Below are 14,967 nucleotides of genomic sequence, written 5' to 3'. Positions count from 1 at the left end.
GACCAAGGCGTTCACAGTCCCTCCCACCACGATTCGTGGTGGGAGGGACTTTTTCGTGCCATCCTCGTTTGCCTGCGATTGCTGTCAAGTTCCCGCGGATGTGTACGTGGCTATCGCCTTGATAGGTTATGTGAGATTGATTACAGCGGTGCTTTGCGCGGATGATCATTGTATGCCTACTAATGCCGCTTCGCTCACGGTCGACGCTTCGTCGGCCTCCAAGCCCGCTGCCGGTCACCCTGGGATCCAGTCCCTCCGGGTCGCGCGGAAGGATGTCATCGCCGATGGTGTCGTGCGGTTGCGACTCGAGGAGCCGCACAACGGCCGCGTCCCTGACTGGACACCCGGTTCACACATCGAACTGGTGCTCCCCACCGCCGATTCCGGCGCCCTCTCGCGCCACTATTCCCTGTGCGGCGACCGCTGGGACCCGCAGGCGTATGAGGTCGCGGTCCTGAACGAACCGAACTCCAAGGGCGGCTCCCGCTACATCCACGAGCGCCTCGCCGTCGGAGACATGCTCACCGTGGGAACCCCGCGTAACAACTTCCACCTGTCCCAGGCGACCCGTTACGAATTCATTGCCGGCGGCATCGGGATCACCCCGATCATGACGATGATCGTCGCAGCCGAGCAGCTCGATATCGATTGGCACCTGCACTACGGCGGCCGCACGCGTGCCTCGATGGCCTTCATCGACGAGCTGGCCCAGTACGGCGACAAGGTCACCGTCTGGCCGCAGGACGAGCTGGGCCACCTGAACCTCACCTTCCTGAACGAAGCCGTTGACGGGGGCCGGGTCTACTGCTGTGGGCCGGAGCCGCTATTGAACGCGGTGGCCGGCGCTGCATCCGCATGGCCGTCCTGGGCGGTGCGCTTCGAACGCTTCGTTCCGGCAACGCTGCCGGACCCGGTGCGGACCGAGCCGTTCGAACTCGAACTGGCACTGTCCAAGAGGTGCATCACCGTCGGGACCGACGAAACGGTGCTTTCGGCCTTGAGCGATGCCGGCGTCCCCGTGCTCTCATCGTGCAACGAAGGCGTGTGCGGCACCTGTGAGGTCAGCGTCCTGCGGGGTACGCCGGAGCACCGTGACTCGCTGCTCAATGACGCGGAGCGCGCCAAGAACGACCGAATGTTTGTATGTGTCTCACGCGCGATCACCGATCGCCTCGTGCTGGAACTTTAGGAGCTACCCACCATGTCGACAGTGACGAAGTGCCCCGTTAACCACGGAACCATCCCGGTCCTCCACGATGACCCGTTCTCGCCGGAAATCCTTGACAACCCCCTCCCGTTCCAGGAGCGCCTGCGCGAGGCCGGTCCCGTGGCCTTCCTGTCCAAGTACAACGCGTATGCGATCGGACGCTACGAGGACCTCTCGGCCGCCGTCGCGAACTGGCAGGAGCTGATCTCGGGTTCCGGCGTGGGCCTCAACGAGCCGTGGCGTGCCCGGGGACTGCTGCAGATGGATCCGCCGGAACACGACGCGCCACGCGAAGTGCTGCAGGCAATCCTGTCCTCGCGGGTGCTGCGTTCCATGAAGGACACCTGCATGGAGGTGGCCGGAGGCCTGATTGATGACCTGCTGGCAGGGACAGCCTCCGGCGAGCAGATCGAGATCGACGGGCACCGCGACCTGGGTTCGAAGCTCCCGGTGAACTTCTTCCCCGAGGCTTCCGGCATCTCGGAGGAGGGCCGCGAAAACCTGGTGCCGTATGCCGACCACATCTTCAATGCGCTCGGCCCCGACAACGAGCTGGTGGAGCAGGGCAAGTGCAAGGCCGCCGAATACACCGAGTGGGCCACCGCCAAGTGCCAGCGGGACGCATTGAAGCCCGAGGGCTTCGGTGCCGACATCTGGGCCGCCGCCGACCGCGGCGACATCCTGCACGAGCAGGCCCCGCTGCTGACCCGCTCACTGCTCTCGGCCGGTGTGGACACCACCGTCTACGGGATCTCCGGCATGCTCTATGCCTTTGCCTCGAACCCGGAGCAGTGGGAAGCATTGCGCGGGAACCCCAACCTGGCGCGCCTTGCCTTCGACGAATCGCTGCGCTGGGAATCCCCGGTCCAGCAGATCTTCCGCAAGACCTCGAGCGATGTCACCATCGGCGGTAGCACCATCCCCGAAGGCAGCAGGGTCATGCTGTGCTTCGCGGCGGCAAACCGCGATCCGCGCCGCTGGGAAAACCCCGACAAGTTCGACCTCTCCCGCGACCCGTCCGGGCACCTGTCCTTTGGCATGGGCATCCACCAGTGCGTGGGCCAGCACGCAGCCCGCCTGCAGGCGGCGTCACTGCTGGAACAACTGGTGCCCCGGATCAAGGGCATCGAACTGGCCTCGTCGATCGAACGCCATCACAACAACACCCTTCGTGGCTGGGATTCTGTGCCCCTGCGGTTGACGCTCGCCTAAGCCACGGACAAGCAGGACCACCCCGGTCGGATGATCTACTGCGATGCAGAGCCTGAAATCCGGCAGGGGATCAAGGTATTTGATCGTGGGGGAAGGCGGCGTCGGGAAGACCTATTTCCTGACCGGGATGATCTATGTGGCGTGCCCTATTGGTCCGAGGCGCCCGGCCGTCTGGCGGCATCGCCAGGCGAAACAAACTGACGGCCCAGTTCTTGTAGGGACCGGACAAAATCGTGCGACCAGTCTGAAACTATTGTCGCCCGTGAGGGATATCCACACACCCCAGCCTTTCCATGGTTTTCTTTGGAAAGCCTCTTGGAAGTGCTGAAAAGTAGTGAGCAAGGAGAGATTCACCGCATCGGGACACCGGCCGGGACTGCAGCGAGGCAGTACCGGCAGCGTGTGGCCTGGCTGTGGTTCGAGTGATGTCCCGTTCCATAGCGCCGTACGCGGAATCTCGGTGCTGAGAAGTAGTGCGCTCAAGTCAGCGCGCCAGACATCGCGGGGCCGCGAGACAGCACCTTTGGGACCGCGGCCCCGTAACCCCGAGATGTTCAACGGCCAACGTCTGCAGGCTTCCTGGGGATTCAACATAAGTCGGTACGCCCGGACGGCGGATTCCCGTCCAAGACATACTTCATGATGAAAGAGAGCAACAAATGGCCTGTATTGGGATTGTGGCCGAGTTAGGTCGCGAGACGAGGGTGGCGGCGACGCCTGTCACCGTCAAACAGTTGTTGGAGTTGGGCTACGAGGTTGTGGTCGAGAAGGGTGCGGGGGAGTCCGCTTCCTTCAGGGACGAGGACTATGCTGCAGCGGGCGCCCTGATTGTTGGGGCTGATGAGGCGTGGGGCAGCGAAGTGGTGCTGAGGGTGAACCCGCCCACTTGGGAAGAGATCAGCCGTCTGGCCGACGGGGCGACGCTGATTGGTTCGTTGAGCCCGGGGTTGCGACCGGACTTGGTGGAGGCGTTGGCGGCGCGGCCGATCACAGCGTTGGCTTTGGATGCTGTGCCTCGTATCTCGCGCGCGCAGTCGATGGATGTTCTGAGTTCGATGGCGAACATTGCCGGGTACCGTGCCGTGATTGAAGCTGCGCATGAGTTTGGCCGGTTTTTCACGGGCCAGGTGACCGCTGCGGGCAAGGTTCCGCCGGCGAAGGTCCTCGTCGCTGGGGCCGGGGTTGCGGGCCTGGCGGCGATCGGTGCGGCGTCCAGCCTGGGCGCTATTGTGCGGGCGACGGACCCGCGGCCCGAGGTCGCCGATCAGGTGAAGTCGATCGGCGGGACCTACCTCAAGGTTGAGGTCGCCGAAGAGATGAAGTCCTCCGACGGGTATGCCAAGGCGACCTCCGAGGCGTACAACGCCCGTGCTGCGGAGATCTACTCCGAGCAGGCGGCTGATGTCGACATCATCATCACCACCGCCCTGATCCCCGGGCGTCCGGCACCGAAGCTGCTCACGGCCGAGGATGTGGCCGGCATGAAGTCCGGCAGTGTGATCGTTGACATGGCTGCCGGGCAGGGCGGGAACGTGGAAGGCTCGGTCGCCGGGGAACGGATTGTCACGGAGAACGGTGTGGTGATCCTCGGTTACACCGACCTTCCGGCCCGGCTCCCGGCCCAGGCCTCCCAGCTGTACGGGACAAACATGCTGAACCTCCTTAAGCTCCTGACGAAGGAGCAGGACGGCCAGCTGCGGATCGACTTCGACGACGTCGTGCAGCGCTCAGTGACCGTGGTGCGCAACGGGGAGAAGACCTGGCCGCCGCCACCGGTCCAGGTCTCAGCCGCACCCGCGGTGAAGGCCAACGCCGGGCCGGCCGCCGAAAGCACTGCGCCGAAGAAGAAACAAGGCCTCAGCCCGGCCGGTAAGGCCGGGCTCTTTGCAGGGGCCATCGCGGTGCTGTTCGGGATCAACGCGGTCGCCCCGGCGCCGCTGCCGCAGCACTTCACGGTGCTGATGCTCTCGATCGTGGTCGGGTTCTACGTCATCGGGAAAGTGCACCACGCCCTCCACACCCCGCTGATGTCGGTCACCAACGCCATCTCAGGGATCATCGTGGTCGGGGCGCTGCTGCAGGTCACCTCCGACAACATCGTCATGCAGATCATTGCCGCCGTCGCGGTCCTGCTGGCGAGCATTAACATCTTCGGCGGCTTCGCCGTCACCCGGCGCATGCTCGCGATGTTCTCGGCCGGGAAGGCCCGTTCATGAGCGCCGTCACCGAAGCAGCAGCAACACTTACGAGGAGCTTTACCGTGTCTGAGACCGTCTCCGGTCCGTTGACCGCCGACTCCATCGCCGGGGCGGCCTATATCGTCGCGGCCCTGCTGTTCATCCTCAGCCTTGCCGGGCTGAGCAAGCATGAAAAGGCCCGGGCAGGGGTCATCTACGGCATCACCGGGATGGTCATCGCCCTGGCGGCCACCGTCTGGCTGACCCTGCAGGGCGCCTGGGGCACCGGCCATGGCCTGACCGGATTGGTCCTGCTCCTGGCTGCGGTGCTGGTCGGCGGAGCCATCGGCCTCTGGCGCGCCCGCGTGGTGGAGATGACGGGCATGCCCGAACTCATCGCGCTGCTGCACAGCTTCGTTGGCCTCGCGGCAGTGCTCGTGGGCTGGAACGGGCACCTCGAAGCCCCGGCCCTGTCCCCGGACCTGACGGCTGTCCACCATGCCGAGGTGTTCATCGGGGTCTTCATCGGTGCGGTGACGTTCACCGGCTCGATCGTGGCGTTCCTGAAACTCTCCGCCCGGATGAAGTCCTCACCGCTGATGCTGCCGGGGAAGAACGCGATCAACCTCGGCGCCCTCGCCGCGTTCGTTGCCCTGACCGTCTGGTACGTCAACGACTCCCAGCTCTGGCTCCTCTTACTGGTCACCCTCCTCGCCCTCGGGCTGGGCTGGCACCTGGTGGCCTCGATCGGCGGCGGCGACATGCCCGTGGTCGTCTCCATGCTCAACAGCTACTCCGGCTGGGCCGCCGCCGCGGCGGGTTTCCTGCTGAACAATGACCTGCTGATCATCACCGGCGCCCTGGTCGGCTCCTCGGGCGCGTACCTGTCCTACATCATGTGCAAGGCCATGAACCGGTCCTTCATCTCCGTGATCGCCGGAGGGTTCGGGATCGCCGCACGCACCGGAGCGGACACCGACCATGGCGAGCACCGCGAAATCACCGCGCAGGCCACCGCCGAAATGCTGACCAACGCTTCCAGCGTGGTTATCACCCCCGGTTACGGCATGGCCGTCGCCCAGGCCCAGTACCCCGTGGCTGAACTGGCCCACCAGCTCCGCGAACGCGGCGTTAACGTCAGGTTCGGGATCCACCCCGTCGCCGGGCGCCTGCCCGGGCACATGAACGTGCTCCTCGCCGAGGCAAAGGTCCCGTATGACATCGTCCTGGAAATGGACGAAATCAACGAAGACCTCGGCGACACCTCGGTGGTCCTCGTCATCGGGGCCAACGACACCGTCAACCCCGCCGCGGCCGAAGACCCGTCCAGCCCCATCGCCGGTATGCCCGTCCTGCGGGTGTGGGAAGCCGAGAACGTCGTGGTGTTCAAACGCTCCATGGCCGCCGGCTACGCAGGAGTCCAAAACCCGCTGTTCTTCCGCGACAACTCCCAAATGCTCTTCGGCGACGCCAAACAACGCGTCGAAGACATCCTCCGCGCCTTCTAAGACAAAACCCCTCCTGACGTGTCCCGCTAGCCAAGCCGTACTACTCCGCCCGCATATCAATGGTCTCGAGACACACACCCCCCGGATCACACAATGAGAGGAAGACACGATGCGCAGACGACGAGTTCCCATCGACATCCCTGCTCGGAGGGGTTTTAGAATCAACTTTCTGAAACGGATTTCATACCCGGAGGAAGCGCCCTCACCAGCGCGCGTTTTCGACATCGACGAACTGGCTGCCTCACCGTGGACCGGTCTTCACCATAGGCATGAGTTCTTGCTCCACCACAGGCACGAATTGCTTGAAGAATCCGTGGAGTAGAACGTCCGGGAGGACGTCCTGATCAATTGATGGTGACGTGAAAACGGACTGCGAAGCGGGGTGATCCGCCCCTTCGGTGCGCTGCAGGCTGGAACTGCTCAATAATTGAGGAGCCGCCCCCAGCCTGCAGCGCAAGGGACTCATCATCGTGTCTCAGCCAGGCCTTTCGCCTGGCCATCTCCTTTTCCAATCGCTTTTGCGGCGGTCCGCCTGATCCACGAGTTCGGTCATCCATGGCCGGTGCCCGTGGTGGAAGACTATTCCTTCGGGAAGCCCATACACGGTTGGGACGGAATTGGTGATGTCGATGGTGATCCGGCCGCCCGCCAGGGGTGCGTTGGTGATGTGCAGGTCGCCGAAGGATTCCGGGAGCACGGGATCCATCCACAGGCCGCCGCGGGACACGTGCGCGTCGTACCGCATCAGGCTGGTCACTAGCCGGATCGGTGCAGTCGCCGCCCAGGCCTGGGGTGAGCAGGCCGTTGGATAGGGGACAGGGGCGGGGAGATGCTCTCGGCTGAAGCCGCAAAACAATTCCGGTAACCTGCCTCCGGAGTAATTGGCCGCCTCCATCAGGGCCGTGGCGATCCGTTGTGCCTCCACTACGAAGCCGTAGCGCAGCAGACCAGCCGCGATGATCGCATTGTCGTGGGGCCAGACTGAGCCGTTGTGGTAGCTGGCGGGGTTGTAGGCGCCCATATTGCTGGCCAGGGTGCGCACTCCCCATCCGCTGAACATCTCCGGTGACATGAGCCGCTCGGCCACCTGCGGCGCCTTGTCCTCGTCGATGATGCCGAGGAATAAACAGTGACCCATGTTCGAAGTGCAGGCATCGACTTGCCGCTTCTTGCCGTCGAGAGCGATGGCGTAGTACCCGCGGTCGGGAATCCAGAACTGCTCATTGAACCGTTTTTTCAACTGCGCCGCCCGGTCAGTGAGCTCATCCGCTAAAGCCGTATCACCGGCGTCGTACGCCATCCATGCGCGCGATACATACGCGCTGTAGACGTAGGCCTGCACCTCGCACAGTGCGATCGGCGGCTCGGCCAGGGTCCCGTCGGCGAAGTTGACGCCGTCCCAGGAGTCCTTCCAGCCCTGGTTGATCAGCCCCTGTGGGTTGAGGCGCTCATACTCGACGTACCCATCGCCGTCCTTATCGCCGTAGTCCCGGATCCACTCCAGCGCACGGTCCGCGTGAGGCAACAGCGCCGCGATGGTTTCCTTGGCGAAACCCCAACGGCTCACCGATCCCAGTACCGTCACGAACAGCGGGGTGGCATCGACGCTGCCGTAGTAGGCCGACTTGCCGCCCAGGGAAAGCCCGCTGGAGACATCGAGCCTGATCTCGTGCAGGATCTTGCCCGGCTCCTCCTCGCTCATGGGATCCACGACGCTGCCCTGGCGGTCTGCCAGCGTCTGCAGAGTGCCCAGGGCCAGTGACGGATCCACCGGCATCGCCATTACAGACGCCCACAACGAGTCCCGGCCAAACAGGGTCATGAACCAGGGCGCCCCGGCGGCGACCACCACCCGGTCCGGATGGTCCGGGTCCTCGATGCGGAGGGCGCCCAGATCGTCGTAACTGCGGCGCAGGGTCCGTTCGATCGAGGCGTTTCCCATGTGCAGCACCGGGATCTTGGCCACCCATTCCCGTCGGCGGCGGTCCCGGGGGGACAACCCGTCGGCGTCAGAATGGACGAATGCCGCCACCGGCCCGGTTCCATCTGCGCCGGACACCACGGTCAGGACGGTGCTCCAGTGGCCGTGCGGCGGGACGGACACGTGGTACGTGAGGCCCTCCGGCGTAATGTTCGCTCCGGGGGCCTCGATCGTGACGCCCTTCCTGACGTCCTGCCAGGAAGCCCGGATGGCCAGCGTCTCGCCGTCGGCCTGGCGGGTTTCGTCCCAACGCCGCTGGATCCGTGCCTCTTTCACCTCGAAGACGTCCGCGAAGTCCGCCTCGATGTTCAGGGTCATCAGGCATTCGGCCGGCGCCGGGGAATAGTTGCTGACGGTGATCTGCTCGTGGATTCCGGCCCCTAGTTCGCGCAGCCGCTCGACGATCAGCGGGCTGTCGGCGTAGCTGTCCGAGCGGGGAACGCGGCCGACGAACAGTGCCCGGTACGGCGCCATCGTCTCCGCTGCCAGCGGCTCAATTGGCTCGCCATCAACGGTGAGCCTCCAGGCAGACAGGATGCGCGTGTCTTGGACGAAGAGACCGTGAGGATGTTCGGAGTGCATATCCCCGTTCGGCAAGGAGATGCAGAACGATGATCCCTCCACCAGAGTGACCGCCCCGGGCCCCAACGGCCCGGCCGCGGTATCAGCATTCCACCCAGCCATCCCGGCCCCCTAAACAAACCGACGCCGCGTAGCCCCGCCCTGTGGGGCGCTGACGTCGCTGCCAATACTTCAATCGACGCTACTCTTGCTGTCTCCCCTGAGCCAGAGCTTGGACAGTCGATGCCCGCGCGCGGGGGAAGCGCGCATTCGCGCAAGACGGAAGGCCCTTTCAACTGAGGGAGACGCCCCGGTCTATGTTTGTGGTCGACTGAGACTGCCTCAAATTAGAGGAGACAGCATGGATCGCGGTATGGGCAATGCTGACTATTTAGATTGACCTAACGACGCCGGCTCCGGATCTGATTCCGTTGCGGGACGGGACGGCGCCGAGTGTGTTCGCGGCTTTGGACCGGTGGTTCCGGATCCTGGCCGGGGCACCGACGTATGTGCTGTCGGACAACGACAAGACGCACCATGGCCCACGTTGCCGGCCTGACGCTGCCGGAGCGCTACAAACAGTCGCTCCACGAGGAACACGGACGGCAGACCACCCCTGTGGTCGAGGTAAGGACCGCGGCAGCAGATTTCACCAGTCTTGCACTTCCACCAGCCCGGGTCCTTACTAGTGGGAGGAGGCGAAGCCTTCCGAGCCTGCCACCAACCGCTCGTGTGGCGTGGAGGCTTAACCAACGGCTATCGGAGGACGAAACACAATGTTCGCTCGCGTCAGCACGTACCGGCCCGCTCCTGACAGCACGGGAGCACCTTCAGAAGAAACCGTCAGCCAGGTGCTGGGCCTGCCAGGATGCAGGGGGATCTATTACCTACTGGGAAAAGAAAACACCTCACTCTCGATAACTCTTTGGGATGACGAGGACGCACTTGCAGGCAGCCGTCAGGTTGCGGATCGTATCCGCTCCGCGACCAGCGCGGAGCAACACATGGAGGTCCTTGGAGTCGACGAATTTGATGTGCTAACCCAGCTCCTTAAAGATTGACCGTCCGTCGAGAGTTCTGTGCGAATCTGCTGAATTCGCACACCCGATTGGAAGCCTCACGTGAGTTGTCAGAGCGAGCATGTGTGCGTCTTGAAGGTCTTTATTAGTTGGTCGCAGCCAGCCCCGACGCCCACGCATTCGGAGCGGCAAGTTCGTACCTATGTCCGAAGGCTGCCTGCCGTTAAGTTGGGACAAGAGGTTCGCCGGCTGAACTGCCGCAATCGTCCAAGAGCGTTCCGCGCCCTGCACTGATAGTCCAAGTCGCATGCGCATCACGCCTGACTCTCAAGGCAGCAGTCCTTGGGCCAGCCATGATCTCAGCCGTCAAGCTTGCCGCGGCCATGCCGAACCCTGAGTTCTATGAACGCCAACGCCAGAGGCGATCAACCTGGAATATTCTCCGATAGTTGCGCAACTACGACGAAACGCTTGACGGCGACCTTATCTTGCCGTGTGGGTTTTGCCCTTCTTGCAGCAACTGATCGAATCCAGTGGCTGCTCGCTGCGCACTGATGATCAACAGGTGGATGGCATTGCCCAAAGCTTGGTGTGCTCGGCAGTGGCCGGATGATCCACTGGGTGGTGCCGTGACATCGTTCTGTAACGAGCATGGCATCTCCCGTAAGACGTTTACGTGTTGTTGGGCCGGGCCCGGGCCGAGGGCCCGGCCGCGGCGTTGGAACCGCGGTCCCGCCGGCCGCGCACGAGCCCGTCCAGGATCAGTGACGAGGCCCAGGAGCAGGCACTGCGGGTGCGGGCGGCGTTGGAGCGCTCGGGCCTGGACCGCGGACCGATCAGCGTGTTCGAGAAGATGAATTCCATGGGCCTGGAACCGGTGCCCTCGGTCGCGTCGCTGGCCAGGATCTTCCGTCAGAGCGGTGTCGCAAGGCTGGAGCCGCGGAAGAAGCCCCCGGGCCGCGTATCGCCGGTTTGTTTACCCTGCCCTGAACTGTCTGTGGCAGTTGGATGCGACCGAGTACGTCCTCACCGGTGGCCGTAAATGCGCGATTTTCCAGCTCATCGATGACCACTCCCGTTTTGCGGTCGCCTCCCACGTCGCCGCCGGGGAAACGTCTGAGGCCGCGATTGCGGTGGTGAAGAAGGGCATCACCGCGCACGGGGTGCCGCGGAAACTGCTCACGGACAACGGGGCCGCGTTGAACCCTTCACGGCGGGGCCATCAGGGCCAGCTCCTCACGTACGTCACCTCCCTGGGGATCGAGGCGGTCACCGGGAAACCGTACAAACCGACCACGCAGGGAAAGAACGAACGCTTCCATCAGACCCTGTTCCGGTTCCTGGACAAATGAGGTGTGTCAAGCTGGTACGAGACTGGACCTGACCTGCCTCGGAGCTAGGGGTCGATCGTGACAAGAAAGTTCTTCTTGGTCCAGTCCTGACGGCACAGGACCCCGTCGGTGATGACATCACCCGGAACGGTACCGACAAAGATCAGCAGGTCCGTCTCTTCGAGCAGGTCATAAGTGGGGCAAGGGCGACCGTAGCCGATAGGACCGACATAGGACGGGGAACTGAACGAAACGGTCCCCTGCGTCCGCCATTCCGTCGCTGCGGGATTGTGGTGCTTTTCCAGCCAGGCGGTGAGCTGGTCGGCACCCTACTGCGTCCAGTCATTTCCACCGGTTGACGAACAGCGGCTTGCACGATGCTGCCAGGGCCGCGGCCAGGGCACCGGAATCCACTGTGGTCATGCCTCCGGTGGCAACAGGGATCGGCGGGTGAAGCTCGGCGGGGATCTGTTGCCTGATGACGTCCTCGGGCGGCCCGATATCGACGGGGCCGGGCCGGCCGTTCATGGCTGCGAACATGGCCTCGGCGACGATCTCGGAGGCACGCTCCGCGTGATCCAGAACCATGACCCGCTTAGCACCGGTGTCGAACCAGGCTCTAATGTCGAATTCCTGGAAAGCTTCACGTTCACGGTGCGCGAAAGGAACCAGCCCCACCAACAGCACCATCGGCGTTGAATCCTGCCACGCCGTGTGCAGTCCGACGTGAGCGTTGGCCGCGCCCGGGCCACGGGTAACCATGGCAATGCCAGGCATCTGGTTCATCTTGCCGTCAGCTTCGGCCATGTAGGTGGCCCCACCCTCGTGGCGGCACACGATGGTCTCGATCGTCGAGTCGTGAAGCCCGTCGAGTACATCCAGGAAGCTCTCGCCGGGGACTACGTGTGCCGCCTGATGCCGTGTGCGACAAACGAATCAACAATGACGCGTCCTGCTGATTTGTGGGTTTGCCCGTCCTGGCTGACTGGGACGGTTTCCACTGGCGCGGTCAGTTGCTCACCGCCTTGTTCGCTAGGGCGGCGATTGCCCTCCCTAGGTTGTGTTCCGGGTTGCGCTCTAGCTGGTACCCGCGCTTCTTGGAGGAACATTTCTAGCGAGTGACTCCGTGCATCTCGGAGGTCGGCGGGTAGAAGGGAATCTCCGGCTTTTTCGCACCGATGATTACGCAGATCAGCGCGTCGTCTTCGCTGACAGTGCGAAGGCTCCGCGGTACGCCTGCAGGAACACGAATGAGGTCGCGGTAGCCCAAAACACGGCTGGCCTTCTTGGTGCCGTCCTCGACATCATGGACGCTGAACTCCACCTGTCCCTCGAGGACAAAGAATACTTCTTCGACGTCAGGGTGAGTGTGCTCAGGTCCTACGCAGCCGGCGGGCAGGACCATGTTGGAGAACGTGAAGTGTTCGGCCTGGAGGATGTTGTTGTCATCCGAGTGGTCCCCGGTCGCTCCGGAGCCGATGTAGCGGACCTGGCCGCGCCGGAATTTGTCTCCCATTTTCGTCTGGAACTTCAGAGTGTCGAAGTCAACGACGCGGCTCTCACTGGACGCGATAGACGAATCGATGAGCTCTTCAAGATCTGTTGTTGGTGCACTTACGGTTTCGCTCATTGTTAAACCTCTCGGACTGGGGCGATGTATACCAAGGAAACGTAGCCAAGCTAAGGAGCAACTCCCTCGACTCTAACTATCTCAACACTAAGGTAAATTCGATCAAGTAACAAGACCCTGAGTGGAACCAGTCTGAGTTAATTGATTGCTGGAAAGGTCAGTGTTAAGATGCACTATCGATATCTAAAGGACAGGGCCATGCCTGACGAAAAAACTGAAGCTGACGCTATCGACCGTATTCTTGCGGATTGGTTGCGCGAACGGCCGGACTTGGATGCAAGCTCGATTGGCGTCCTCGGGCGGCTCTTGCGGCTGGCTAATCAGGTCCGTGCTGTCGAAAGTTCCTACTTTGATGAGTACGGGCTGACACTTGCATCCTTCGATGTTTTGGCTAATCTGCGCCGCTCCGGCCCACCTCACCGGAAGACAGCCGGGGAACTCGCGACCTCCTCCATGCTCACGACCGGTGGTATCACTTTCCGGCTGGACAGGATGGAGGAGCAAAACCTCATCGAGCGAGTTCGGACTCGCGAAGACCGGCGGGTTGTCTACGCCCAGCTGACCGCTCATGGGAAAGCTGTTATCGATGAGGCATTCGGTAAGCATTTAGACAAGCAACGTCAGATGTTGAGCGGTCTGACTTCATCGGAACTGGATCAACTCGCAGCGCTGCTCAAGAAGGCAGAGGCATCGGTGGTCTCATCTGATGTCAATGCGCTGGAAGCGGCCGGCCAAGACTCCTGAAACTCCTGCGTCTTCGCGTCCGTGCTTGGCTGTGCATCCTGGCATTCGCGGTTACCGGGTCTGTCTACAGGAGGATCGGGGCATAAGGTGTAACAGAGTCTGACCTGCCGGCACTCCTGGCACGTTTCTGACCGGGAGGATCCGCGGATGCGCGGGGAGGCTTAGTGCCCGATGCGACGCAGGGGTCAGCAGTTCGGGGCCCTTGCTGCGCTCATATCAGTCCGCCCCGGCCACCGATAATGGATTCCAGGGATCGTAGTACGGCGAACGGCACTACTCCACTCGTCCTCGGATTGTCCTCAGAGGGCTTGTTGCGGATTTCGAATCGGTACTCCCCGATGTTTCCAGAAGCTTCAATGACGTGGCTGGTCAGTTCCGCTGCGGGGTCTGCCCTTACTCTGACCGTCACAGCGTCCCAGTTGTTAACAGCGATAGCAACGGCGGCGCCAGCGTTTAGAGACTTGGGGAACAACAGCGCGGCTTCAGCGGCCGATCCTTCATAAACGTCCAGTGGGCCACGAGCATTGCGTATCTCCTCAACCAAAGCCTCGTTCATCCAGGGCTGGACAAGGGAGCCCGGCAACTTCGTCGTCGTAATCGTGACTTTGTCATAGCCTTCCGCACGGGCGCCTGAGGACAAAAGGTCAAGGCCGCCAACTGCGCCGGATGTCAGGAAGAGCCGCCCCGGCCCGGCGGCGTTGAGCTGCTTTGAGAATTCTCTATCTGCCAGGGCGCCAATAGACGTCACGAGCAGGTCAACACCCGCCCGGAGCACAACCTCGGCGTGCTCGACGAGTGCTTCCTGACCTGCACACTCGACCAGTAGATCGCAACATTCCAGGGCCTCCGCCAGGTCCAGCTGTTTCACCGAGATATTACTGACCGGGCTTCGGGAGATAATTCCTTCCAGAACGGCCCCTGCGACCCGTCCCTCAGTAATCCCGGCGACGACGGGCACTCCAATGGCGCCGTAACCGATAACTCCGACACGGCAGGTGCGTGCTGACTTCATGATGTCCTTCGAGTCTTGATTGGGTAGTTGGATCCGCTCGCGCGTGTGGTTGACGAAACGCGGTGAGGAGAATGTCCTCGTCACGCTCGAAGGCACTTGTGCTCGCTCGAACACTGAACTACCGGGTGATTTACGCGCTGTTCAGCGCTTGGGGGAGAGACTTGGTTTCCCTCCGAAAGCCGGATTGCTGACGACAATCCGGCTTTCGGAGGGGCAGAATCCGGGAGGCCGTGTCCACCCAGCCCCTGGCATCTGGCCCTAATCCTGGTGACCAGCGCCGATAATGCCTCGTGCTTCGATTTCCACCGTTAGCCCATCTTCAACGAGACGGCTCACCTCCACCAGGGTGGAGCACGGAAAGTCGCCCGAGAACACTTCGGATCTTGCCTTGCCGACCAGGGCTTTATCGGAGATGTCGGTGAGGTAGATGCGCAGCGTGATGATGTCATCTACTGTGCCCCCGCATGCTTCGGTAAGTTCTTTGACCCTGCGGAAGGTCTCCCGCGACTGAAGATAGGTATCGTTTCCACCGACAATGCCGCCGCTACCGCCGGCATGCATGCCGGACAGGAAAAGTGCTGCCCC

At 62.6% G+C, this 14,967-nt stretch carries 9 protein-coding genes and 3 pseudogenes; 7 read left to right on the top strand and 5 right to left on the bottom strand.

Features of this window, described 5'->3' with window-relative positions:
- Positions 1-172: 172 nt before the first annotated feature.
- From AC1DRE_RS21150 to pntB, 4 genes are all read left to right on the top strand, one after another.
- Positions 173-1,189: a PDR/VanB family oxidoreductase gene (locus AC1DRE_RS21150; protein ID WP_476986466.1), complete on the top strand. Its 1,017-nt coding sequence runs from the start codon at positions 173-175 to the stop codon at positions 1,187-1,189.
- A 12-nt stretch (positions 1,190-1,201) separates the two neighbouring features.
- A complete protein-coding gene (locus AC1DRE_RS21145) occupies positions 1,202-2,419 on the top strand; it encodes a cytochrome P450 (protein ID WP_476986465.1) in 1,218 nt (405 codons plus the stop codon).
- A 659-nt stretch (positions 2,420-3,078) separates the two neighbouring features.
- Positions 3,079-4,635 carry a Re/Si-specific NAD(P)(+) transhydrogenase subunit alpha gene (locus tag AC1DRE_RS21140; protein ID WP_476986464.1) on the top strand — a complete coding sequence of 519 codons (1,557 nt, stop codon included), beginning with the start codon at positions 3,079-3,081 and terminating at the stop codon, positions 4,633-4,635.
- Positions 4,632-6,104 (top strand): Re/Si-specific NAD(P)(+) transhydrogenase subunit beta, encoded by a 1,473-nt coding sequence (pntB, locus tag AC1DRE_RS21135; RefSeq protein ID WP_476986463.1) that lies wholly within the window; start codon positions 4,632-4,634, stop codon positions 6,102-6,104. Before AC1DRE_RS21140 ends, pntB begins: the two co-directional genes overlap by 4 nt.
- Positions 6,105-6,579: 475 nt before the next feature.
- On the opposite strand, the gene AC1DRE_RS21130 is transcribed toward pntB, so the two are convergent.
- Positions 6,580-8,769, bottom strand: a complete 2,190-nt coding sequence (locus AC1DRE_RS21130; RefSeq protein ID WP_476986462.1) for an amylo-alpha-1,6-glucosidase — start codon at positions 8,767-8,769, stop codon at positions 6,580-6,582.
- A gap of 653 nt (positions 8,770-9,422) precedes the next feature.
- On the opposite strand from AC1DRE_RS21130, the gene AC1DRE_RS21125 reads away from it, so the two are divergent.
- Together AC1DRE_RS21125 and AC1DRE_RS21120 are read left to right on the top strand one after the other, a co-directional pair.
- Positions 9,423-9,707 (top strand): antibiotic biosynthesis monooxygenase family protein, encoded by a 285-nt coding sequence (locus AC1DRE_RS21125; protein WP_476986461.1) that lies wholly within the window; start codon positions 9,423-9,425, stop codon positions 9,705-9,707.
- A 512-nt stretch (positions 9,708-10,219) separates the two neighbouring features.
- Positions 10,220-11,014 (top strand): annotated as a pseudogene (locus tag AC1DRE_RS21120) (DDE-type integrase/transposase/recombinase); the annotation flags it as partial.
- A 50-nt stretch (positions 11,015-11,064) separates the two neighbouring features.
- Here the strand turns inward: AC1DRE_RS21120 and AC1DRE_RS21115 are convergent.
- Positions 11,065-12,009, bottom strand: a pseudogene (locus tag AC1DRE_RS21115) (thiamine pyrophosphate-binding protein); the annotation flags it as partial.
- A gap of 98 nt (positions 12,010-12,107) precedes the next feature.
- Positions 12,108-12,626 (bottom strand): cupin domain-containing protein, encoded by a 519-nt coding sequence (locus AC1DRE_RS21110; protein ID WP_476986460.1) that lies wholly within the window; start codon positions 12,624-12,626, stop codon positions 12,108-12,110.
- Between the two features lie 198 nt (positions 12,627-12,824).
- Between AC1DRE_RS21110 and AC1DRE_RS21105 the strand changes: the two genes are divergently transcribed.
- Complete coding sequence (locus tag AC1DRE_RS21105) at positions 12,825-13,370, top strand: MarR family winged helix-turn-helix transcriptional regulator (protein WP_476986459.1); 546 nt, start codon at positions 12,825-12,827, stop codon at positions 13,368-13,370.
- A 211-nt stretch (positions 13,371-13,581) separates the two neighbouring features.
- Here the strand turns inward: AC1DRE_RS21105 and AC1DRE_RS21100 are convergent, their stop codons facing one another.
- Positions 13,582-14,382 (bottom strand): aspartate dehydrogenase domain-containing protein, encoded by an 801-nt coding sequence (locus tag AC1DRE_RS21100; protein WP_476986458.1) that lies wholly within the window; start codon positions 14,380-14,382, stop codon positions 13,582-13,584.
- A 258-nt stretch (positions 14,383-14,640) separates the two neighbouring features.
- Positions 14,641-14,958: pseudogene (locus tag AC1DRE_RS21095) on the bottom strand (RidA family protein); the annotation flags it as partial.
- Positions 14,959-14,967 lie beyond the last annotated feature (9 nt).

Source organism: Arthrobacter sp. P4_H3, from assembly GCF_056400885.1.
Note: the sequence above shows the minus strand (reverse complement) of the source record. Positions and strands in the feature narration are given on the sequence as shown.